At 72.6% G+C, this 21,695-nt stretch carries 7 protein-coding genes; 1 reads left to right on the top strand and 6 read right to left on the bottom strand.

Annotated elements, in window-relative coordinates:
* Positions 1–69: 69 nt before the first annotated feature.
* From ACQP1N_RS25020 to ACQP1N_RS25040, 5 genes are all read right to left on the bottom strand, one after another.
* Positions 70–1,893 (bottom strand): non-ribosomal peptide synthetase, encoded by a 1,824-nt coding sequence (locus tag ACQP1N_RS25020; protein WP_067798494.1) that lies wholly within the window; start codon positions 1,891–1,893, stop codon positions 70–72.
* Positions 1,894–2,011: 118 nt separating this feature from the next.
* A complete protein-coding gene (locus ACQP1N_RS25025) occupies positions 2,012–7,435 on the bottom strand; it encodes an amino acid adenylation domain-containing protein (RefSeq protein WP_433226974.1) in 5,424 nt (1,807 codons plus the stop codon).
* Positions 7,428–11,933, bottom strand: a complete 4,506-nt coding sequence (locus ACQP1N_RS25030) for a condensation domain-containing protein (RefSeq protein WP_433226976.1) — start codon at positions 11,931–11,933, stop codon at positions 7,428–7,430. Before ACQP1N_RS25030 ends, ACQP1N_RS25025 begins: the two co-directional genes overlap by 8 nt.
* Positions 11,934–12,014: 81 nt before the next feature.
* Positions 12,015–12,227, bottom strand: coding sequence for an MbtH family protein (locus ACQP1N_RS25035; RefSeq protein ID WP_067798503.1), 213 nt, complete (start codon positions 12,225–12,227; stop codon positions 12,015–12,017).
* Between the two features lie 8 nt (positions 12,228–12,235).
* Positions 12,236–15,751, bottom strand: a complete 3,516-nt coding sequence (locus tag ACQP1N_RS25040; protein ID WP_084262923.1) for a non-ribosomal peptide synthetase — start codon at positions 15,749–15,751, stop codon at positions 12,236–12,238.
* A 196-nt stretch (positions 15,752–15,947) separates the two neighbouring features.
* Between ACQP1N_RS25040 and ACQP1N_RS25045 the strand changes: the two genes are divergently transcribed.
* Positions 15,948–16,715 carry a hypothetical protein gene (locus ACQP1N_RS25045; protein ID WP_067798509.1) on the top strand — a complete coding sequence of 256 codons (768 nt, stop codon included), beginning with the start codon at positions 15,948–15,950 and terminating at the stop codon, positions 16,713–16,715.
* On the opposite strand, the gene ACQP1N_RS25050 is transcribed toward ACQP1N_RS25045, so the two are convergent.
* Positions 16,681–21,297 (bottom strand): amino acid adenylation domain-containing protein, encoded by a 4,617-nt coding sequence (locus tag ACQP1N_RS25050; RefSeq protein ID WP_433226979.1) that lies wholly within the window; start codon positions 21,295–21,297, stop codon positions 16,681–16,683. The genes ACQP1N_RS25045 and ACQP1N_RS25050 overlap by 35 nt on opposite strands.
* Positions 21,298–21,695 lie beyond the last annotated feature (398 nt).

The following is a 21,695-nucleotide window of genomic DNA, read 5'->3' on the forward strand; positions in this document are numbered from 1 at the left end:
GCCAGAACGGGTCGATCATGTCGACCGCGTCGAGGTCGACGGCCGCGTCAGTGTTCGGTGCCGACATTCTCATCCTTGTGAGCCACCTTCGTTGTGCTCGGTCGTGCCCTGGGTCTGCGCGACGATCTGTGCCGCGAGTTCGCGCACCGTCGGGTTGAGATACAGCGTCCGCGCCGGGATCAGGATGCCGAAATCGTGCTGTACCGCGTCGAGGAGCTCCGCGGCGACCAGCGAGTGTCCGCCGAGGTCGAAGAAGTCGTCGTCGATGCCGACGTGCTCAGTCCTGAGGTATTGGGCCCACAGGCGGGTCAGCCGCGGTTCGGGCCGCCGGGAAGAGGCGTTCTCCAGGACGCCCGTCGCCGTCTCCGATTGGAGGGGATCGGCTTCGTCCGTTCTCTCCAGGGCCGCGAGGCGGTCATGGTCGATCTTGCCGGTGGGGCCGAGCGGGAAGGCGTCGACCAGCGTGATCGTGGCCGGGACCATGTAGGGCATGAGCGTCCGCGCGACACGGCCGCGGAGCCCGGCGGCCGCCCGGGCCGAGCACGGCGCGGCGCCGGCCGGGACCGCGAACGCGGCGAGCCGGACGTCGCCGTCCGCGCCGCGCCGCGCCATGACGAGCGCCTCGCGCACCTCACCGGTCCTGAGCAGCGCGGCTTCGATCTCCGCCGGTTCAACGCGATAGCCGCGAATCTTGATCTGCCGGTCGACGCGGCCGAGGAACTCCAGGTCCCCGCCGGCCGTCCACCGTCCCAGGTCGCCGGTGGCGTACATGCGCCCGCCGGGACCCGGGGAGTGCGGGTCGGGGACGAACCGTTCGGCGGTGGCCGCCGGAGCGTTGAAGTACCCCCGGGCCAGGCCGTCGCCGGACGCGTAGATCTGGCCGGTCTCCCCGGGTCCGCACACGGTGAGGTCGTCGCGCAGGAGCTGGACGCGGGTACCGCTGATGGCTCGTCCGATCGGCAGCGCCTCCAGGTCCTCGGCCGGCGGGTCCAGCGTCGTCCAGCAGGTGGTGAACGTGGTGTTCTCGGTCGGCCCGTAGCCGTTGGTGAAGGTCATTCCGGGATGCCGGTCGAGCACCATGCGCACGTGCCGCGGCGAGACCACGTCGCCGCCGACGAGGAGGTGGCGCACCGAGCCGAGCGCGTCCAGGTGCCGGTCGGCGAACCTGCTGAACAGGCCCGCCGACAGCCAGAGGACGGTGACGCGCCGCTCGGCCAGCGTCGCCGCGAGTTCGGCGAGGTCCAGCGGGCCGGGCGGCATCACGACGAGCCGGGAGCCGGTGGTCAGCGGCGCCCAGATCTCCAGGGTCGAGGCGTCGAACGCCACCGGCGCCAACTGCAGGAAGGTGTCCTCGGGGCGAAACCGGCACCAGTCCGGATCGCGCACCAGGCGGACCACCGCGTCGTGCGGTACGCAGACGCCCTTGGGCTCGCCGGTGGAGCCGGAGGTGAAGCTGACGTAGGCGAGCCGGCCCCCGAAGGCCGCCGGCGCGGCGCGAACGCGGGCGCCGTTCTCGGCGGGCGGCCGTCCAGCGTCGGCGGGGGCGTCGAGCGGGATCACGGTGTCGTAGCCGTCCAGCAGGGCGGACGCGCCGCCCGGGCTGAACGCGGCCCGGCGCTGGACGTCCTTCAGCATCAGCGTGGCCCGGCTCGCCGGCAGCTCGGGTTCGAGAGCGAGATAGGCGGCGGACGCGGTGAGGACGCCGAGCAGTGTGACCACCAGGCCGACGCAGCGTTCGGCCACGACGGGCACCACGTCGTCCGGCTGCACGCCGAGTTCACCGAGCCGCGCGGCGACCTGTCCCGCGCTCTCGACCAGCTCCGCGTAGGTGATCGCCTCGGAGCCGCAGGACACGGCTATGGCGTCAGGTGTGCGGGCGGCCTGCTCGGCCACGAGTTCATGAACGCCCGTGGCCGTCCGGCCCGGGCCGGGCTCAGGTGGCCGCGCAGCGAGATGCCGAGTTTCTCCATGCACCCTTCCACTCCCATCTCTTGCGCTTCTCAGATCCTCTTCATCGCCCTTCGGCGCTCCTGCCCAGGAGTGCGGCGGTCTCCTCCGCCGACATGGCGCGAAGGCGCGCCAGCGCGCGGCGCAGTTCCTCCGGCCGGGCGCGCTTCATCTGCCGCTCCACGACGAGCCGGGCGATTCCTCTGGCGGTGGTGTGCCTGACGAGCAGGTCCGCGGGATCCAGCTCGACGCCGAAGCTCTCGCGGATGCCGGCGATGATCTGGATGGCGAGCAGCGAATGGCCGCCGAGCTCGTAGAAGTCGTCGTCAGCGCCGACGGCGTCCACGCTCAGGTGGACGGAGAAGAGCCGCACGACCCGCTGCTCGACCGGGTTCGACGGAGGCGCGGGCGCGCGCTTCCCGCCCGGGCGCGCGGACGCGAAGTCCGGCAGGTCGGAGTAGGAGACCTTCCCGGTGGAGCCCAAGGGCAGTTCCGGCAGGAACATGTACTCCACCGGGACCATGTGGCGGGGAAGCTTGGCGAACAGGTAGGCGCGCACGTCGGCGACCGAAGGCTCGGCCTGGTCGCAGACGATGTAGGCCCCGATCCGGACGCCGCCGCGGTCGTCGCTGACACCGCGAACGGCGCAGGACGCGACGGCGGGATGTCCGTTGAGGACGCTTTCGATCTCGTCCGGCTCGACCCGCTGTCCGCGGATCTTGAGCTGGCGGTCGGCACGGCCCAGGTACTCCAGGTTCCCGTCCGGCCGCCATCGGGCCACGTCGCCCGTGCGGTAGATCCGCGCGCCCGCCTCGAACGGATGCGGCAGGAACACCTCCGCGGTCGCGCCCGGACGGCCCAGATAGCCGAGTGCGAGGCAGACGCCCGAGATGTAGAGGTCGCCGGCCGTGCCGGCCGGAACCGGGTTGAGCGAGCCGTCGAGGACGTAGACGCGCGCACCGGGCAGCGCACGCCCGATGGGGACGCGCCCGCCGCCGGCTCCGGGCTCGACCTGGTGCGCGGTGACCGCGATCGCCGCCTCGGCGGGACCGTAGTGGTTGTGCAGCCTGCTTCCGATCAGCACCCGCTCGAACTTCGCGGCCACGTCGGCGGGGAGCTGCTCGCCGATGCAGATCACGTCGCGCAGGGTCCCGGCGCACGTCCCGGCGTCCTGGTGGGAGAGGAACAACCGCAGCGTGGACGGCACGAACGTGCACGTGGTCACCCGCTCAGCGGAGATCAGCTGAGCCAGGTACTCCGGTTCCTGGATCCGGGACGCCCGCGGCAGCACGAGCTTCCTGCCGCTCACCAGCGGCCACAGCAGTTCGCCGACCGACACGTCGAACGCGATCGGCGTGTTGTGCAGCACGGCGCCGTCAGGGTCGTCGCCGAAGAGGCCGGTCAGTCCGGCCAGATAATTGGCGAGGCCCCGGTGCGTGTTCACCACGCCCTTCGGAGTACCGGTCGATCCGGAGGTGAAGATGACGTACGCGGGGCTGTCGGGGTGCGCGGTGCTCGGCAGCGGATCCGCCGCGTTCCGTGCGATGGCGTCGGCCGCGGCCTCCAGGTCGACGACCGGAACCCCGGCTTGTGCGGCCCCTTCACGCCAGCTCTGCGGGGCGCCGGGCTCGGCGAGAGTGCCCGCCGACGTCAGGACCACGGCGGGACGCGCGTCGCGGACGACGGTTTCGAGCCGCTCGGCCGGATACTGCGGGTCGAGCGGAAGGTAGGCGGCCCCGGCCTTGAGGACGGCCAGCGCGGCCGTCGGCAGCAGGAGGGAGCGGTTCAGGTGGACGCCCACGATGTCGCCCGGCCGTACGCCGAGGCCGAGCAGATGCCGCGCCAGCCGATTGGCATCCTCGTCGAGCCGCCGGTAGCTGATCGCCGCGTCGCCGAAGACGGCGGCCGTCGCGTCGGGTGCGGCCGCCACGCGGCGTCCGAACTGGACGTCGACGCAGCCGTCGAAGACGGCCGCACCGCGGGCGCCGCTCAGCTCGTAGACGATCCGGTCCCGCTCCGAAGCCTCGACCGCGGTCAGCGCCGAGAGCCGTTCGGCGGGCGCGGCCACCGCCGCCGTCAGGACGCCGAGCAGACTCGTCCGCAGGGACTGCGCGGAGATCTCGCCGAACAGCGCGGTCGAGTACGACATGTTGCCCGACAGGCCGCCCGTCCCGGTCTCGGTCAGGTGAACCGCCAAGTCGCAGATGGTCCCCGGCAGGTCCGAGACGAAGGGCTCCGCGAGCAGGCCGCGCTGGTTCCATGGCTCCAGGTCGTGGCCGTTGTAGATGAGCATGGCGCGGATCAGCGTGTCCTGGCGCGTTCCGGTCCGCGCGGCGCGTTCGTGGACGATCTGCTCGAACGGTGTAGCGGCGTGCCTGTACGCGCTCAGCGCGGCCGTCCGGACCCGGGCGAGCAGGTCCAGGTACGTCGGGTCGCCGGAGGTGTCCACGACGAGGGGCAAGGTGTTGACGTTGTAGCCGACCTCGTCGTCGCCCGGTGCCCGCAGCGAGTACGGGATGCCGACGACGAACCGGTCCTGGCCGCTGCGGCGGGACAGCATGGCGGCGAAACCGGCGAGGAAGACCATGAACGGCGTGACCCCGGCGGTCCGCGCGAGGCGGCGCACGCCGTCCATCAGGTCCGTGCCGATCGGGAGCGGCAGCCGGTCGCCCGCGTGGGACCGCTCGGCGGTCCGAGGCGTGTCGGTCGGCAGGTTCAGGTCCGGGACGCCGTCCAGGGTCTGCGCCCAGTAGTCGAGGCCCGTCCGCGGGATGGCGTCGTCGTCGCCTGTCCGGGTTCTGGCGGACGCCGGGCCGTCCGCTGCGACGGGACGGCCCGGCGATGCGGAACCGGCGTCCGCGCCTTGGGCGGCCAGTTCGTATTCGTGTTCCATCTGGCGGACGATCCGGCTGACCGACCAGCCGTCCACGGCGATGTGGTGGAAGACGACGCAGAGCACGTGCTCGTCCTCGGCGAGCCGCGCGAGGGCGTACCTGAAAGGCTCCTCCCGCCCCAGGTCGAAGGGCCGCAGCGCCAGCCGCTCGCACCAGGCCGTCACCGACTTCTCGTCCGCGGTGCCGTCGTCGCCGGACAGGTCGACGGGCTCCAAGGGCCGCTCGGTCCACGGGCGCACGACGCACTGGAGGACGGCTTTCCCGGTGTCGGCTCCGCTGAACTCGAAGGTGGTGCGCAAGGAGGGGTTGCGTCGGCGGATCGCGCCGAGAGCGCGGTCCAGCGCATCGAGATCGAGCCGGCCGCGGAACCGGATCCCTCCGGCCAGATGGTAGGCGGCCGATGCGCCGAGCCGGTTGAGCGTGAACAAGCGCTGCTGGCCCGGCGAGGCGGCGGCGTGCCGGCCGGTTTCGGCGCCGCCGCCGTCCTCCGGTGACCGGTCCGTGGCGGCGCCCGCGCCGGCGGCTTCCCCGATGCCCGTCCGCCCGCCGCGGCCCGCCGGTTCCCCGGCGACCCCGCGGAGGACGTCGCCGAGCGGATCCATGCTGAACAGAGCCTCGAACTCCAGCCTGAACCCGAACTCCGCGTCGAGGACGGCGAGCAGTTCGGCCGCGCGCAGCGAGTCGAGCCCCTGCGCCACGAGCGGGACGGAAAGCCTCAGCTCGGAGGCGTCCCGCAGCCGCAGGACGGCGGCCACCCGCGCCCGCAGCTCCTCGGCCCGCGCCGTGGACGCTCCGGCCGCGGACGTCCCGGCGGTCTTCAGCGAGGCGAGTACGGGCAGCTCTCCGGACAGGTAGCGCGCCTTGCACGCCGCCCGCCGCACCTTGCCGCTCGACGTGCGCGGCACCTTGCCGCCGCCCACGATGACCACGTCGGCCAGCCGCACCCCGGACTCGGTGGCCACCGCCCGGCTCACCGCGTCGAGAATGCCGTCCCGGTCGCGCGCTTCGGGTCCGGCGGCCTCGCAGACGAGCACCACCTGCTCGCCCGCCCCCGGCTCCTCGACACCGAATGCGATCAGGCGGTTGGGCCGCAGCGCGGGGTGGGCCTTCTGGGCGATCGCCTCCAGGTCCTGCGGGTACAGGTTGCGGCCGCGCACGACGATCAGATCTTTGCTCCGTCCGGCGATGTACACGTCGCCGTCGTGCTCGAACCCGAGGTCGCCCGTGCGCAGGAACGTCCGTTCGTCGCCGGCGAGGCGGGCGCGGAAGAGCCGGTCGGTGTCGGCTGGGCGTCCCCAGTAGCCGCGGGCGACCGTCGGGCCGTTGACCCATATCTCACCGACCGTGCCGGGCTCGACCGCGCGGCGCGTACGCGGGTCCACGATGAGGACGGAGTCGGGGTCCCGGACGTGACCGCAGGCCACCAGGGTCTGGACGGCGGACGAGTCGTCCTGGCGATCTTCGGGGGCTTCGGTGGTGGCGTGCGCCTCGACCGCTCGTCCGGCCGCGAGCGCGTCCTTGGCGAAGGCGGTCGCCCGCGCTCCCGTCCCGCGCTCCGGGCCGGTGACGAACAGCGTCGCCTCGGCCAGGCCGTAGCAAGGAAAGAACGCCGAGCCGTCGAACCCGCAGGCGGCGAAGCGCCGGGCGAAACGGCCGAGCGTCTCCGCGTGCACCGGCTCGGCGCCGACCAGCGCGTGGTGCCAGCGGCTGAGGTCCAGGTCGTCCAGCGCCTCGTCGGGGACGCGCCGCACGCATTCCTCGTAGGCGAACGTCGGCGCCGTCGAGATGGTGGTCCCCGTCCGGCTGATGGCCCTCAGCCAGGCGGCGGGGTCGCGGAGGAAGGCCATCGGCGGCATCAGCGCGCCGGGAAAGCCGCTGTAGAGCGGTTGCAGGATGCCGCCGATGAGGCCCATGTCGTGGTACGGCGGCAGCCAGCTCACGCTGCGGTCCTGCGGCCCGAGGCCGAACACGCGGGCCACGACCGCCGTGTTGTGCAGGAGGTGGCGGTGGTGGAGGACGACACCGCGCGGGGTCGCCGTGGAACCGGAGGTGTACTGCAGGAAGGCCACCGCATCCGCGTCCTCCGCGGGCCCGGTCCACAGGTCGGCGTCGGCGTCGCTTCCCTCGTCCGCGGCTGCCCGGGGCAGATGCGCGAACGCGGCGCCGGCCGGACCGTCCGGAAATTCCGGTGCGCCGCCGGAACCATGGACCACCAGGGCCGGGGTGCAGTCGCCGGCGATGCCCGCGACACGCTCGGCGTCCCGCGCGCCGCGGGGCGGGTACGCCGGCACCGCGATCAGGCCGGCGTACAGGCAGCCGAAGAAGGACTCGACGTACTCGCGTCCGGGCGGGCACAGCAGCAGGGCCCGCTCCCCGGGGTCGGCGCAGTCGCGGAACCGGACGGCCAGCGCACGGGCCCTGCGGTCGAGCTCCCGGTAGGTCACGGAATCCTCAGCGTCACCGGCACCGAGGAAGACGTAGGCGATGCCGTCCGGACGCTCCGCCGCACGGGCGCGCAGCAGCGACGGGAACCCGGCCGGCCCGTCCGCGGGTGGGCGGGTGGACGCGTCGGTGTCGAAATCGTGCTCAGCCATCGCCGCTCACTTTCGGGTTTCTCGGAGTGCGGGAGGGACGGTCGAGCCGGCGGATCCGTGAGCGTGCCGGCGGCGCCGCCGGTTCCGGCCGCCGCTCCTCGATGAAGCCGGCGACCGCGGCGATGGTCGAGGACTCGAAGAGGCGGGCCAGCGGGAGGTTCACCGAGAACCGCTCCTCGATGCGGTCCACGACCAGCGTGCCCAGCAGGGAGTGGCCGCCGAGCGCGAAGAAGTCCTCGTTCACCCCGATGTTCTCCAGGCCCAGCACCTCGGACCAGATGGCGGCCACCTCGCGCTCGGTCTCGTTGCGCGGCTCCTGCCGTGGCGCGTCCTCGGCGGGGGCCGGTGAGTGGGCCTGCGTCCTCGGCAGTTCGCCGACCGCGATCCGGTCGTCATCCAGCAGGGGCCAGTGCGTGACCACGGTGACCTCCGGGACGAGCGACTCGGGAAGCTCGTCGAGCAGGTGCGCCCGGACGCGCGGCACCGCCGCCCGGGCGGCGCGTGCGCGGAGCGGGTCGTTGGCCAGAGGCGCCGTCACGGTACTGGGCCTCCGGGTCTCGGCCCGCGCCCTCGGCGCGGTCGGCGCCGCGATGTGGTCGCCGGTGCGGGTGAAGCGGATGTCCAGGTGACCGGGCGGGCAGTCCGCGCGGAGCGTCTCGTGCGCCGTCCATCCGCAGGAGCGCGCGATCTCGCGCACGGCGTGCACGTCCGGGACGGGCGCCGGCGTCTTGGCCATGGCGCGCAGCTCCGCGACGTCCGCGGCGCCCGCCTTCGCGCCGTTCCAGGCGGCCGTCTCGGCATGGATCCTGGCGTCGGGATAGTGACGCAGCAGGAGCGTGTCCCCGCCCGCCGCCGAGAGCAGGCCGCGCAGCGCCTCGTCGCCGGAGCAGCCGGTGTCCTTCCAGATGAGGGACTCATCGGCCCGGTGCGCGATCCCGCCGGCACGGCCGTCGGGCGTACCTTCGTCATCGTGCCGTCGTCTCTGGATGACGACGTCGTAGCGGAACTGGGCGAGTTCGTTGCGGCCCGTCTCGCGTTTCGGGAGCGGCTCGACGTGGGCGACGTCCGGCAGCACGTCGGCGAGTTGGAGGAAGTACTCGGGGGCGATGGCCAGCTCGTCCTCCTGCGTCGCCTGGCGCTCCACCAGGCTGACCAGCCTGGACGCCGGAGTCTCGGGCGGCAGCGTCTCCAGCAGCGTGGAGCAGTGCAGCACGTGGAGCATCGGCAGGCTGCGGACGTCGCCGACGAAGACCCGGCCGCCCGGCCGTGTGCGCCGTACCGCCTCGGAGAGGACGGTGAAAAGGTATTCGACGTCCGGGAAGTACTGCGCCAGCGAGTTGACGACGACGACGTCGAAGGCCGCGTCCGGGAAGTCGTCCAGCTCGTCGGCGGCCCGTTTGAAGAGCCGCAGGCCGGACGCCTTGAGCGCGAGGCGGCTCTGGTTCTGTCGCACGTAGTCGAGTGCGCGGTCGGACGCGTCCGTGGCGCTGTAGGAGGCGCAGCGCGGCGCGATCCTGAAGAGCAGCGGGCCGTTCCCGCAGCCGATCTCCAGTACGTCCTCCGGCTCGAAGGCCAGGATGCGGTTGACGGTGCCCGAGAGCCACGCCCGCATGTCCTCGGCGGACACGTAGCGTCCGGTGTAGGCGCTGTTCCAGCCCGTCAAGTTGAACTCCGGAACCTTGGCGGCGGTACGCGAGGAGTAGGTCTCGACGAACGAGGCCCGGCGCCGCGCGGCGAGGTCGTCCGCGTCCTCCCGCAACGAGACGTACAGCTTCGACCTCTCCTGGCCTCCGTCCGGCCCTGGCACGACGAGCGCCTGCTCCACCGACGCGTCCGTCGCGATCACGCCGAGCACGTCGTCGGTGTGGGCGGACGCGTGCGACTCGGGAGCGAGCAGGTCCAGTTCCCCGCCGGGCAGGAGGCGGCCGCGGTCGCCCGTCGGCACCGCTGCCCGGTCTCCGCCCGGCCCGGTGGGGCCGCAGAGCGGCGGTGTCAGGTGGATGCGGCCCGCGACACCGACCGGAACGGCGTGCCCGTACCGGTCGAGGACGCGCAGTCCGACGCCCGGCAGGACCGGGCCGACCGGCACACCGCCGGAGGCCGTGCCCGTCCGTGCCGCGGCGCCGGAGCCGTCGTCGCACACCGGACGCGCGGCGACCGGGCCCGCGGCATCGTCGAGCATGTACGCGTGGATGAGCGACGCCTCCGGGAACCGCCGGTGGAAGCGCCCTGCCAGCGCGGGCGTGAGCCTGTCGCCGGTGACCACCGCGCGGCGCAGTGAGCCGCACCCTGCGCCCGTCCCGTCCACATGGTCGAGGAAGGCGGCCAGCGCGGCCGGTCCGAAACGGCAGACGGACACCCGGTGGCGCTCCACCAGAGACGCCAGGTACGCCGGGTCGTGCCGCCGGGCCGGATCCGTGATCACCGCCGGCGCACCGGACACCAGCGGCCGGATGAGCTCCAGCAGCGACGCGACCCTCCAGAACGGGGCACGGGACAGCACGGGCCCGCCCGCGTCCAGGACGGCATCGATGCGGTCGAGGGCCGCGGCGACCTCGCGGTGGCTGAGCATGGTGTGGCGCGGCGGCCCGGGGCGTCCGGTGCTGCGCAGGACGATGGCACAGGCGTCCGGCGAGACCACGGCGGCGCCGTCCTCCGGCGGCCACGCCTCGCCGTCGCCGCTCTCTCCGGCAGCGCCCCCGTTGACGGCGAGCACGCCGGCGGAGTCCGTCACCCGGTGGCCGGCGGCGTCCCCGGTGAAGTCCGGCGGGGCCACGGCGCAGCCCGTTTTCCATACGCCGAGCAGCGCCGTGGCCAGATGGCGCGGTTGCGTCACGTCGACGCGGACGAAACCGCCGGGCCGTGCTCCGGCGGCGTGCAGACGTGCGGCGAGCGCGCGCGCCCGGGAGTCCAAGTCCCGGTAGGCGATCTCGTACCCGGTACCGGTGGCGGCGACCGCGTCCGGCGTCCGGCGAGCCTGCTGCTCGATCAGCTCGTGGAGCAGGGGTTCGGAGCGCGGCGCGACGGCCTGCTCCCGCGACGGCGCCGGAGCGGACTCGTCCTCGGCGACGAGACGGTGGCCGGAGATGGCGGCGTCGGGCCGCTGGACGCCCTGTTCGAGCACCCGCCGCAGCGCGTCGACGATGGCCTCGGCCAGTTCCGTGCTGAAGAGGTCGGTGGCGAAGTGCATGGCGCCGTCGAGCCGCCCGTCGGGGACGGGCGTGAACTCGAATTCCAGGTCGAACCTGGCCATGCCGGTCGGCGCCGTCGCCAGCTCCGCGGTCAGGCCGGGCAGCCGCAGTTCCGGGCGCGGCGTGTTGTGCAGGCCGATCATGTGGCGGATGAGCGGGGTCCGGGAGCGCGCGTCCCGTTCGGGGTTGACCGCCTGGACGATCCGTTCGAACGGCACGTCCTGGTTGGCGTACGCGGCGAGGCATGTCTCGCGCGCGTGCTCCACGAGCTGCCGGAAGGTCTGTCCTTCCCGCACCTTCAGGCGCAGCGGCAGCGCGTTGATGAAGCAGCCGAGCATCGCTTCGGTCTCGGGATGGTTCCGGTTGGCGACGGGCGTGCCGACGACGAAGTCGTCCTGTTCGGCCCAGCGGGAGGCGATCACGCTGAAGGCCGCCAGCAGTCCCATGAACAGGGTGCCGCGCACCGAGTCCGCCACCTGCCGCAGGTTCGCGACGAGGCCGGGGTCGAGTTCGAAGCCCAGCGTCTTCCCGTTCCAGGTACGGGCCGCCTGAGCGGAGAGGTCTCCGGGGAAGTTCAGCGGCCTGGCGCCGTCCAGCGCACCCTTCCAGAACTCCAGTTGACGGTCGGAGATGCCTCCGGCCTGCTCGCGTTGCCACAGCGCGAAGTCCGCGTACTGGAGGTCCGGTTCGGGCAGCGGTGACGGGGCGCCGCCGGTGTAGGCGGTGTACAGCACGCTGAACTCATGCAGCAGGACGCCGAGCGACCAGCCGTCCGCCGCGATGTGGTGCTGGCTGAGCAGGAGCAGGTGGTCGTCGTCGGCCAGGTGGAGCAGCACCGGCCGCAGCATCAGGTCGCGTTCCAGGTCGAACGGACGCCTGGCCTCCCGCGTCTTCGCCGCCCGCACGGCGGCGTCGCGGGAGCCGGGGTCGCCGCCGCGCAGGTCGTGGATCTCCAGCGGCAGGCTCGCCGCCGCGCGCACCACCTGCACGGGCTCGCCGTCGCGCAGCGCGTAGGTGGTCCGCATGACCTCGTGCCGCCGGACGATCTCGTCCATGGCGCGGCGCAGCGCGTCGACGTCGAGCCGCCCGCGCAGCCTCGCCGTGCCGACCACGTTGTAGAGGGCCGAGGTCGGATCGAGCTGGTTGAAGAACCAGATCCGCTGCTGGGCGTAGGACAGCGGCACCGCGTTCCGGTCCAGGTCCCTGACCGGACGCGGCCCGTGCGCCGGGGCGCTGCCGGGAAGGCGTTCCGCCAGCAGGGCGTCGAGCCGCTGCCGTTGCCCCGCGGTAAGGATGCCGATGTCCATTTCCCGATCCGCTCCTTTTGACCCTTGAGACTTGCTGCAGACAGGCCGAGACGGGACCGGAAAGGCCGCCTCGGCGCCGGTTCAGGAATCTCGTATCGCGCGGCGCAGACTGGCCGGCCGCATGTCCGTCCACTGCTCCTCGATATAGGCCAGGCATTCGTCCTTCGGGCGGGGCCGGCCGACGGCGTGCCACCCGGCGGGCAGTTCCATGCCGGCCCGCCAGATCGAGTACTGCTCTTCGTCGTTGATGACGACGTGATAGGCCGCTGACGATTCGTGTGATTCGTGCGCCATGGGGCTCCTTACCTTGCTTTATCGTGGGTCCGTTCCTGGTCATCCGTAAGATCGGGATCGGCCGCGGCGTTCCCGGCGGCGGGCGCCTCCGCGTCCGTGGTCTCCAGGACCTCGAGGATCACTCCGGCCACGACGTCGACGTCCATGTCCGCGCGCTCTCCCGCGGTCCGCATGTACCCGGCGAGCTCGCGGACCGTGCCGCAGCCGATCATGTCGGGGATCGACAGTGGGACGGCGAACATGTCCCGGAGCCGCGAAACGGTCTGCGTGGCGAGCAGTGAGTGCCCGCCGAGCAGGAAGAAGTCGTCCTGGACTCCGAGCCGCTCGATGCCGAGGACCGAACTCCACACGCCGCAGAGGACCCGCTCCAGGTCGTCCTTCGGCGGGACCAGCTCATGGTCCAGTGCGGAGCGGTCGGACTCGGGCAGGGGCAGGGACAGGGCCGACCTGTCCAGTTTCCCGTTCGGGAGCAGCGGCAGCCGGTCGACGATCACGAACGCGCTCGGCACCAGGTGCCCGGGCAGGCGGCGGCCGAGGAACGCGCGCAGTTCGCCGACGCCTGGCGCGGTGTCGCCCGCGACCGTCAGATGCGCGCAGAGCAGCGGCCGTCCCAGGGGGCCGGTCTGGACGGAGACGAACGGTTCGTCCACGGCGGGGTGCGCAGCCAGCGCGAACTCGATCTCCTGCGGCTCGATCCGCAGTCCGCGGATCTTCATCTGGTGGTCGATCCTGCCGAGGAACTCGACGGTGCCGTCCGAGCGGAACCGGACCAGGTCGCCCGTGGCGTACAGCCGGCCGCCGGGTTCGTTCGCGAACGGGTTGGGCACGAAACGCTCCGCGGTCAGCGCGGGCCTGCGCCAGTATCCGCGGCCGGGCGCGGCGCCGCCGACGTGCAACTGCCCCGGGACGCCTTCGGGCACCGGACGGCCCAGCCGGTCGAGGATGTACACCTCGTGATTGGGCAGAGGACGTCCCCAGGCCGTGTCCGCCCGCCCGGCCGCGTCCATGGTGACGTCGTAGGACAGCGTGCAGTACGAGCTTTCCGTCATCCCGGCCAGGTTGATGAGCCGCGCCCCGGGCACGAGGTCGCGCAGCCGCGCGGGCAGCGCGGGCGGTATCCGGTCGCCGCCCAGCCCGACCGACCGAAGCACCAGCGGCGGCGGGTCGGGCCGGCTCGTCCCGTAGCCGACCAGCAGGTCCAGGAACGCGGGTGCCGAGCTCCAGCAGGTGATCCGCTCGTCGTGGACCAGCCGGTACAGCCGCTCGGGATCGGTCGAGGTTTCCTGGCCGCAGACGACGACCGTGGCGCCGGCCGCGAGCGTGCCGAAGATCTCGTAGACCGACATGTCGTAGTTCAGCGAGGAGATGGCGAGCATCCGGTCCGCCGGCCGCGTCCCGTACACGTGGTCGAGGCCCTTCAGGGTGTTGGCCACGCGGCCGTGCTCGTTGACCGCGCCTTTCGGCATCCCGGTCGATCCCGACGTGTAGAGCATGTAGCAGGCGTTCGGCTCGCCGGCCGCGGCCGGCGGCCGGTCCGGCGGACGCTCGGCGATCAGCTCCTGCTCGGTGTCCAGGCAGAGCAGCGGCACCGGGCGGCCGTCCTCGGCGCGCAGCACCGGCCGCGGGCCGGACGCGCCGCCGTCCTCGGATGTCTCCGGCCGCAGGATCGAGGAGCGGGTGATGATCAGGGGCGTCCCGCTGTCGGCGGCCATGTAGGACAGCCGCGCCAACGGGTAGGACGGATCGAACGGAACGTAGACCGCACCGGCCTTGAGGATGGCCATCAGCGCGACGACGGCCTCCGCGCCGCGGGGCAGGCAGACCCCGACGAGGTCCTCCGTGCCGACACCGGACGCGCGCAGATGCCAGGCCAGCCGGTTGGCGCGCCGGTCGAGGTCGGCGTAGGTCAGCCGCTCCTCCGCGCAGACCAGCGCCTCGGCGTCCGGGCTCGCGTCGACGGCCCGTTCGAACAGCCCGTGGAGCGTCCCGGACGTGCGCGCGGCCTCCGGGTCCGATCCGCCGCTCCAGCGGGTCGCCAGCTCGGCGAGCCGTCCGGCCGAACCGATGGGCAGGTCGAACGCGGGCGACTCCGGCCGCTCCGCACCGGCCTCCAGGAGCACCTGGATCCCGTCGCGCATCGCGGCCACCACGGCCGGGTCGAGCAGCTCCGCGTTGAACTCGATGCGGCCGCCGACACCGCCCTTGGAGTCGACGGCGAGGTCGAGGCAGATGTCGAACTTGGTGGAGACGCTCGGATGGTCCAGCAGTTCCAGCGACAGGCCGCCGGGCAGTTCGAGCACCGGCATCGGCACGTTGCGCAGGGCCACCATCGCCTGCAGCAGCGGACCCGAGCCCAGCGCGTGCTCGGCGCGCAGATGGCGGACCATCTGGCCGAACGGGAGGGCCTGATGGTCCAGCGCCCCGACGCAGGCGTCCCTGACCCGGTCGATCACCTCTGCGAAGGTCGGGTCGCCGTCCAGGCGCAGCCGCAGCGGCAGCGTGTTGACGAACAGTCCGACGAGTTTCTCGGTCGCGGGGTGGTCGCGGCCCGCCACCGGCATCCCGATGAGCAGGTCGCGCTGCTCGGTCCAGCGGGCCAGGACGACCGCGACCGCAGCGACCAGCACCATGTACGGCGTCGCCCGCGCGGCGGTGGCGCGGCTCTCCACCAGCCCGGTGAGGTCCGGGCCGAAGTCCAGCGGGACGGACGACCCGCGCCACGATCCGGCCGTCGCGCCCGGCCGCCGCGCCGGCAGGTCGAGCACCGGGATGCGGTCGAACTGCTCACGCCAGTACGCGAGCAGGCCGCCGGTCCGCCGATCGTCGAGCGCGGCGCGCTGCCAGGCCGCATGGTCGGCGTACTGGACGGCGAGCGGCGCCGGCTCGGGCGCGCCGGGAATCGTCTCACGGGCATAGAACGCGGCCAGATCGCCCAGGAAGACGCCCATGGACCAGCCGTCCGCGACCAGATGGTGGAAGGTCACCAGAAGGACGTGGTCACCGCCGGGCAGGACCATCAGCCGGGCCCGCAGGAGCGGGCCTTCGGCGATGTCGAACGGCCGCTCGGCCTCCTCGCGGTGAGCGGCCGCCACCGCCGCGTCCGCGGCGTCCGCGCCGAGCGCGGAAAGATCGGTGACCGGCAGCGGGACCGCCGCCCGCTCCGCGACGCGGAGCCTCGGCCTCCCGTCGATGTCGGCGAAAGTGGTGCGCAGGCTCTCGTGCCGGTCGACCACGGCGGTGAGGGCCCGCTCCAGCGCGCCGGGTGACAGGTCGCCGCGAATCCTGATGCCGACGGGCATCACGTATGCGGTACTGCCTGGATTCTGCTGCTCCAGATACCACATGCCCTCCTGGGCGAAGGACGCCCGTGGGGCGGAACCGTCACTCGGCAGGCACGGAATTTCGTCGCTACGGCCGTTATCCGAAAGCTCCAGCGTCAGCAGGGCGCGCTGCTCGTCGGAGAGGCTTTCCAGATCGGCAAGTAGATCGGCGTTGACTTCTCCACCATCGGGCACTGTCGTCATCGCTGTCCCAAGAATCGATCGCCGGGTCCGCCACTGCTCTGTCAGGGTCCAGCGCGGCCCCGATGCGCTCAAGTCAGGCTTTTTCCGGACCCGGAGCGGATTGCACGCGGCCGGTGTCCCGACTCCAATGAAGTGGTCCGCGTAGATGTCCTCAAGACGTCTGCCCTTTAGCCCCAGCGACGAGGATCAGGCAACCATGCACAATACGGCCGGACCACGGGACGCGGATGGGCGTGCCGCCGACGGGCCGCTGTACCTGCCCCGCCGGTTCAACGGCCCGCGGGACAGCGCGCAGGGCGGTTACGCGTGCGGTCGCATCGCCGCGGCGACGGGACTGGACCAGCGGGCGGGCGTGGCGGTGACGTTGCTGCGTCCGCTGCCGCTGGACGCCGGCCTGGCCGTGCGCAGAGCGGGCAGGCGCTGGCACGTCTGGCATGGAGCCGACCTCGTCGCCAGCGCCGAGGCCGCGCCGTCGGACGGGCCGCCCGTACCGGCGCTGGGCGGTCACGACACGGTGGAGGGACCGGCCCCCGGCGGCGGGAGCCCGATCTTCGCGACCTGCTTCGTCTGCGGCACCGAGCGCACCGGGGACGACGGGCTGCGCCTGTCCGCACGGGCGGTGCGCGGCCGGCCGGACACGGTCGCCGTCACCTGGACGCCCGCGGCGGAGCACTGCGACGGCGAAGGGTTCGCGCGTTCCGAATTCCTGTGGGCAGCGCTCGACTGCCCGGGTGGCTGGGCGATTCCCGCCGAGCACCGGAAGCCGCTCGTCCTGAACAGGTTCAGGACGGCGGTGTACGTCCGCCCGCCGGCCGGCACGCGGATCCAGATCGTCGGCCGCCTGGACGGACGGGCGGAACGGACGGTTACGGTGAGCACCGCGGCCTACGCCGATGGCGTCCTGTGCGCCCGCGCCCGGGCTCAGTGGGTCATCGTGGACGCCGCTCAGTTCGGACCCGGCTGAGGTGGGCCGCCCCGCCCGGGGCGGCACCGTCCTGGCGCGGCATCCCCGGGGACGCCGCGGCCTTCCCGCTCTGGCCCGCCAGCACGCTCAACTCCCAGGACCACTCCCGCGCCAGCTCGCGGACGTCCTCCTCGGCGAGCACGCGCGACGCCCACTGCCAGGTCGCCGACAGGGCCGGGCCGGCCGCGAGGTTCTCGACCACGGCGGTGACCTGCAACGCGTGCGGCAGAGGCGTGTGCGCGCTGAGCCCGCTTCCCATGGCCGTGGTCAGCTCGACGTCCAAACCCCAGCCATCGGCTCCGGCGTCGCCGGAGCCGATCCGGCCGAGATGGTTGAACCCGATCTGCGGGCCGGGCGTCCTGGTCAGGACGCCCGCGGTCTCCGGATTGAGATACCGCAGAAGGCCGTACCGGATCCCGTTGTCCGGGATCGCGCGCAGTTGCCCGGCGACCCGGCGCACCGCGGCGGCGGCCTCGGAGCCCGCGTCCGTCCCGCCCGCGGGGTCGGCGCTCCCGGGATCCAGCGCGACGGGAAACGAGCTGGTGAACCAGCCGACCGTCCGCGACAGGTCGGCGCCCGCGACGATCTGCTCCTCACGGCCGTGGCGCTCGATCTGCAGAAGGACGGCGGACCCGTGCCCGCCCCGCCGGGCCCGCCATGCGCCGACGGCGCGGGCCAGGCCGGTGAGAAGCATCGCGTCCGGACCGGGCCGGCCTGCGGACGCCGGCGTGCCGGACAGCAGCGGCGCGGCCACCTCCGGAGGCACGGTCACGGTGAAGTATCGGGACGTGTCCTCGGTGTCCAGCGCAGGGTCCAGTGGGCGCGTGCCGAGCAGTGGGTCGGGCGTCCGGACGATGTCCTGCCAGATCCCCAGTTCGCGGAGGGCCGACGGCGATGTGGCGACGTCCGCCATGTCGTGCGCCCATTGCCGGAAGGACGTGCCGACGTCCTGCAACTCCCCCGGTTCGCCACCGCCGGTCGCGCCGTAGGCCAGGGCGAGATCCGGTAGCAGGATCCGCCATGACACCCCGTCGACGGCCAGGTGGTTCAGCATGATCATGAGACGGCCGGCGTCCTCGCCCGCGTCGAACCACACGAGCCGGCCCATCCCGGCTTCGGGCGATTCGAGCCGCCGCCGGGCCCGCCGCGCCTGCTCGATGACCGACTCGCGCAGTCGCCGCGGGGGAAGGCCGGCCACGTCCGTCCGGGAGAACCAGTCCGCGGCGTGGACCGTCCCGGGTTCGGCGATCTCAGTCTGCCAGGTGCCCCCGTCCACGATCATGTTGGTCCGCAGCGCGTCATGGTGGTCGATGACGCGCTGGAGCGCACGGATCAGCCGTTCCTTGTCCAGGTGGGGCGGAACCTTCAGCACCATCGCCTGGCTGACCACGACTCCAGCCGTCCCCGACGCCGCGCCCAGTTCGGCCAGCCACGCCGCGGCCGGGGTGAGAGGCATCGGGCCCACCGGCGCGACGACGTCCGCGCGGGCCGCCGCCCCGTCCTCGGCGGCCGCCGCGAGCCTGGCGGCGGTGCGGTGGGTGAACACGTCCCGCGCGGAGATCGGCAGCCCGGCCGACCGGGCCGAGGACGCCAGCTGGATGGCGGTGATGCTGTCCCCGCCCATGGAGAAGAAGTCGTCCTCGGCGCCGGCCCGCTCGATGCCCGCCACTTCCGCGAACAGGCGGCACAGCAACTCTTCCCGGGCGGTGGCGGGTGCGCGCGACGGCTTCCACGCCGGAGCCTCGATCTCCGCCAGCGCACGGCGGTCGATCTTGCCGCTGGACGTCATCGGCATGGCGGCGACGACGACCACGGCCGGGATCAGGAACTCGGGCAGGTTCGTGCCGATGAAGGCGCGCAGGGCCTCCGGATCGAGGTCGGCTCCGGGCACCGGGGCGGCATAGGCCACCAGCCGCTTCCCGCCGTTGCCGTCCCGGGAGAGCACGGCCGCCTGCGCCACGTCCGGATGGCTTGCGACGGCCTCCTCGACCTCGCCGGGCTCGACCCGGTGCCCGCGGATCTTCACCTGGTGGTCCACCCGGCCGAGGAACTCGATTCCGCCGTCGCGCCGCAGCCTGGCCAGGTCGCCGGTGCGCAGCATCCGTGACCCGGGCGCCCCGAACGGGTCCGCGACGAAACGCTCCGCGGTCAGCGCCGGGTCGTTCAGGTAGCCGCGCGCCAGGCACGCGCCACCGATGTGGATCTCGCCGACGGCGCCGGGGGCCACCGGGCGGAGGCAATGGTCGAGCACGTAGACCCGCGCGTTGGCGAGAGGTGTTCCGATCACGGCGGGCGGCGGCTCGCCGCCCGCCCTGTCCCCGCCCTTGTCGGACACCGTCGCGGTCACGGTGGTCTCGGTCAGCCCATAGACCTCGATGAGGCCGGTACCGAAGCGCAGCCATTTCTCGACCGACTCGGGCAGCATCCGGTCACCGCCGACGACCGCGAGGCGCAGCGGGTCCGGCGGACCACCTCGTCCGGCCAGTTCCCGGGTCCATTCGTGCCAGTAGGCGGGCGTCAGGTCCACCACGGTGATCCGCTGCCGCTCGACGTGGGCGGTCAGGTCGGCGCCCGACGCCAGGATCCGCTCCCCGGGCAGGACGACCGTCGCACCGGCGACCAGCGGCGCGAACAGCTCCTCCAGAAACGTGTCGAAGCCGATCGATGAGAGCTGGAAGTACCGGTCCCGCTCGGTCAGGCCGAACTCGCGGCCGATGTGAACGGCGAAGTCGGCCAGCGCGCCGTGCTCGAACATCACCCCTTTGGGCCTGCTCGTCGAGCCGGACGTGTAGAGGACGCACGCCAGCCCGGCGGCGTGCGGCAGGCTCCGGTCGACGGCTCCATCCGGGCCGGGGACGACCTCGTCACGGTCGAGGCGGATCACTTCGCAGCCGCCGAACACCTCGTCCAGCTCGCCGCTCAGCGCCTCCTCGGTCAGCACGACCCGGGCGCACGCGTCCCGTGCCATCTCGGCCAGCCGCCGCGGTGGCAGGCGCGGATCGAGCGGGACGAAGGCACGGCCCGACTTGAGGGTGCCGAGCACCGCCACCGCCAGGTGGACCGACGGATTCATCGCGATCGCCACGGCGGGTTCGTGCGGAGCGTCGCCCGTCGGGCACGACCGCAGGAATGCGGCGAGTTCGTCGGTCCGCCGCCTCAGCTCCGCGTAGCTCAGCGCGTCCCGCGGGTCCTCGACGGCGACCGCCGCGGGCCGGCGCTCGGCCTGCCGGTCGATGAGTTCGTGGACGAGGCCGTCCGGCCGCTCCCGTCCGGTCGCGTTCCGAGCGTGCAGGGCCTGGAGCCGGTCACGGTCTCCGCGGAGCTCGATCCGGTCCGTCCGGCGCCGCGGATCCATGACGAACGCCTCCAGCACCTCCACATAGGACCGCCCGAAGAGATCGATCGTCTCCCGGTCGAAAAGGTCGGTGCTGTATTCGATGAGGACCGTCTGGCCGCCGCCTTCCGCGCCTTCGACCGTGATGCTCATGTCGAGCATCGACGTCCGGCTGTCCAGCCTGATCGGCTCGAACACCAGATCGCCGGACACCCACGGCTCCGTCGGCATGTTCTGCAGGACGAGCATCGCCCGCACCAGCGAGTTTCCCGCCGCGCCGTCCGCGTGCGCGGGCTCGACGCCGTCCAGCACCTTGACGAGCGGCATGTCCTGATGGGCGTAGGCGCCCAGGCACGTGTCCCGGCAGCGGGCGATCAGTTCGGCGACCGTCAGCTCGCCCAGAACCTCGGTGCGCAGGACCAGCATGTTGAGGAAGTCGCCGATGACATTCACGACCTCGGCCCTGTTCCGGCCCGCGACCGGCGTCGTTATCACGATGTCGCGCTGTCCCGAGTATCGCGAGAGAAGCGTTTGCAGCGCCGCCAGCAGGACCATGAACAGCGTGCCGCGCTGCTCCCGGGCGAGCCGCTCAAGGGCCGCGACCAGCTCGGCCGGTATGCCGAACTCGGCGGTTTCACCGGCGCTGGACCGAACGGCGGGCACGGGGCGGTCCGCCGGCAGGAGCAACGGCTGGGCGCCGGCGAGCCGGCCGGTCCAGTAGCCTTCCAATTCGGCCAGTTTCGCGCCGCTCAGTTCCTCGCGCTGCCAGACGGCGTAGTCGGCGTACTGGATCTCCAGCTCCGGAAGATCGGGCTCCGGCCCTCCGACGAAGGACTCGTAGAAGGCGGACAGCTCGCGGAACATGAGCGCGGCCGACCAGCCGTCCATTACGAGATGGTGCATGACCAGGACCAGGACGTTGTCGTCCCGGCCGAGCTCGAAGACGTGCATTCTCAGCAGCGGTCCGCGCTCGACGTCGAAGGGCGTCTCGACCAGGCGGCGCGCCGCCGCCCGCACGTGCGACGGAGGAATCTCGCTGACCGGCATGGGCAGTTCCAGCCGGTCCTTGACGACCTGCATCAGCACGCCGTCCTCCATGCGGAAGGTCGTCCGCAGCGATTCTTGCCGGTCGATGATGGAGTTCAGCGCCCGATGCAGCGCGTCGGTCCGCAGCGGGCCGCGGACCCGCGCGGCGGCCGAGATGTTGCAGGTGGGCTGATCGGGGTCCAGTTGGTGTTGCAGCCACATGCCTTCTTGGGCGAAAGAGGCCTCAACCACGAAAGCATCGTCTGTCACAGCACGCCTCGCTGGTCCCTGTAAAGGTCTCCGCATATCTAACGGAAGCCGACAACAGAGATATGGTCAGGATCGCGGCGGCGGGCCACAAGTCAGGAAAATCATTGACCACGCGCACCGGCGCGCCCTTCGTGCCTCCCGCCGGGCGGCCACGCACCGTCGCGTAGCCGCCGCCCGCCCGCGAACCCGCGAACCCGGTTCGATCACACGCGACGCCACCTGCGGCACCCTGCCTTCGGCCCGTCGCGCGGCGCGCCCGATGCGCGTAAGGAATTTTCCGGACTTGTGCCGCACTAAGCGGCTATCGACTATGTCACATTAGCGGTGTGCTGCGTTAGTTCGGCGGGCCG

Origin of the sequence: Actinomadura formosensis (assembly GCF_050948385.1) — a bacterium.
In the GTDB taxonomy this organism is placed as follows: domain Bacteria; phylum Actinomycetota; class Actinomycetes; order Streptosporangiales; family Streptosporangiaceae; genus Spirillospora; species Spirillospora formosensis.

Excerpts from the sequence above, each read along its gene's own strand:
- ACQP1N_RS25025 (WP_433226974.1), bottom strand. The coding sequence starts at position 7,435 with ATGGCTGAGCACGATTTCGACACCGACGCGTCCACCCGCCCACCCGCG.
- ACQP1N_RS25030 (WP_433226976.1), bottom strand. The coding sequence starts at position 11,933 with ATGGACATCGGCATCCTTACCGCGGGGCAACGGCAGCGGCTCGACGCC.
- ACQP1N_RS25035 (WP_067798503.1), bottom strand. The coding sequence starts at position 12,227 with ATGGCGCACGAATCACACGAATCGTCAGCGGCCTATCACGTCGTCATC.
- ACQP1N_RS25040 (WP_084262923.1), bottom strand. The coding sequence starts at position 15,751 with ATGACGACAGTGCCCGATGGTGGAGAAGTCAACGCCGATCTACTTGCC.
- ACQP1N_RS25045 (WP_067798509.1), top strand. The coding sequence starts at position 15,948 with ATGCACAATACGGCCGGACCACGGGACGCGGATGGGCGTGCCGCCGAC.
- ACQP1N_RS25050 (WP_433226979.1), bottom strand. The coding sequence starts at position 21,297 with ATGTGGCTGCAACACCAACTGGACCCCGATCAGCCCACCTGCAACATC.